Annotated in this window: 2 pseudogenes; one reads left to right on the top strand and one right to left on the bottom strand. The window is 64.9% G+C overall.

The features are described 5' to 3' along the window. Positions 1 to 201 precede the first annotated feature (201 nt). A pseudogene (locus AC1D34_RS37800) lies at positions 202 to 464 on the top strand (IS66 family transposase); the annotation flags it as partial. A 279-nt stretch (positions 465 to 743) separates the two neighbouring features. Here AC1D34_RS37800 and AC1D34_RS37795 read toward each other — a convergent pair. Continuing rightward, positions 744 to 1,027, bottom strand: a pseudogene (locus AC1D34_RS37795) (transposase domain-containing protein); the annotation flags it as partial. Positions 1,028 to 1,173 lie beyond the last annotated feature (146 nt).

Genomic DNA, 1,173 nt, shown 5'->3' with positions numbered 1-1,173 from the left:
GTCTACCATCGTGAGGCACTCGCCAGCCTTTTGGAGACGCAGGCTGCTGTGATCAACGCTGCAGGGCTTCCGCTCGACCCAGATCGCTTCGTGGCGCACATCGCCGCCGTCTGGTTCGAGGCAGACCACCCGGCCCGCGCCGTCATCAGACCTGACGTCCGCCATCTGGGCAGAGAAGCGGCCTTCACCGGAGGCTTACCGTTGAAGCCGGACGACCTCCTTTGGACCTCGCGAGYGCCCTGGCGGCACTGCGGGTTGAACGCGAGGCGCGGTTGCAAGCCGAGGCGGTGGCCGCCAGCGCGCAGGCGAAACTCTCGGACACCGAGGCTTTGATCGCGCATCTGCAACTGATGATCGAGAAGCTGAAGCGCGAGAAATACGGTCAGCGCTCCGAACGCACGGCACGGCTGATCGAGCAGATGGAACTTCAGCTCGAAGATCTCGTGGCCGCGGCGAGCGAGGAGTAAGCATCCGGCGAGGGCCGCGGGACCTCAGCTTTCGGTCGTGCGCTGATCGGCAATCAGGTCCCTGAGGGTTTCGAGTCCGAAGGACGTGAACGCCATGGTCTGATGTTCGTCCGTGTCGTGGATCCAGACGACGCCGTTCTCCGGGTCCATCTGATCGGCGAGCGCCCAGAGCCGATCTTCGTTTTCGCCCAGCATCTGAGCTGCGAGCGCGATGGTGAAGACGTTGGCGTCGGCGGCCATGCCGTCAGGCGGCTTCGCGGTGGTCGGCGCGGCCGTTTGCCAGTTCCACGGCAGCAGTTCGGCGAGCCGGCCCTGGGGAGTCTCCGCAATGCGGGCGAGCACGTCTGCAAGCCAGGCCTGCGGGTCGACGTCGTTGAGCTTCGCGGTGGTGATCAGCGTCGCCATCGCGGCGGCGCGCTCGGCGCCGCGGTCGGAGCCGGCGAAGAGCCATGCCTTCCTGCCGAGAGCGAAGCCGCGCAGGCTGCGTTGGCGGCATTGTTCGTCAGGCAGATGCGGCCATCGTCGAGGAAGAGGGCGAAGCGGCCCCAGCGCTTGAGCATGATGAGGTGGAACGACCCGCTACCGCAGCATCAGAGTGCTAAAACGTGGTCGTTATTTCAACGCCACAAGGTAGGAGCCGTTCCGTGAAGCAGATTACCACCATCGGGCTGGATTTGGCCAAGCAAGTTTTCCAAGTCCACGGCGC

Source organism: Allobosea sp. P1_A7, assembly GCF_056406775.1.
Note: the sequence above shows the minus strand (reverse complement) of the source record. Positions and strands in the feature narration are given on the sequence as shown.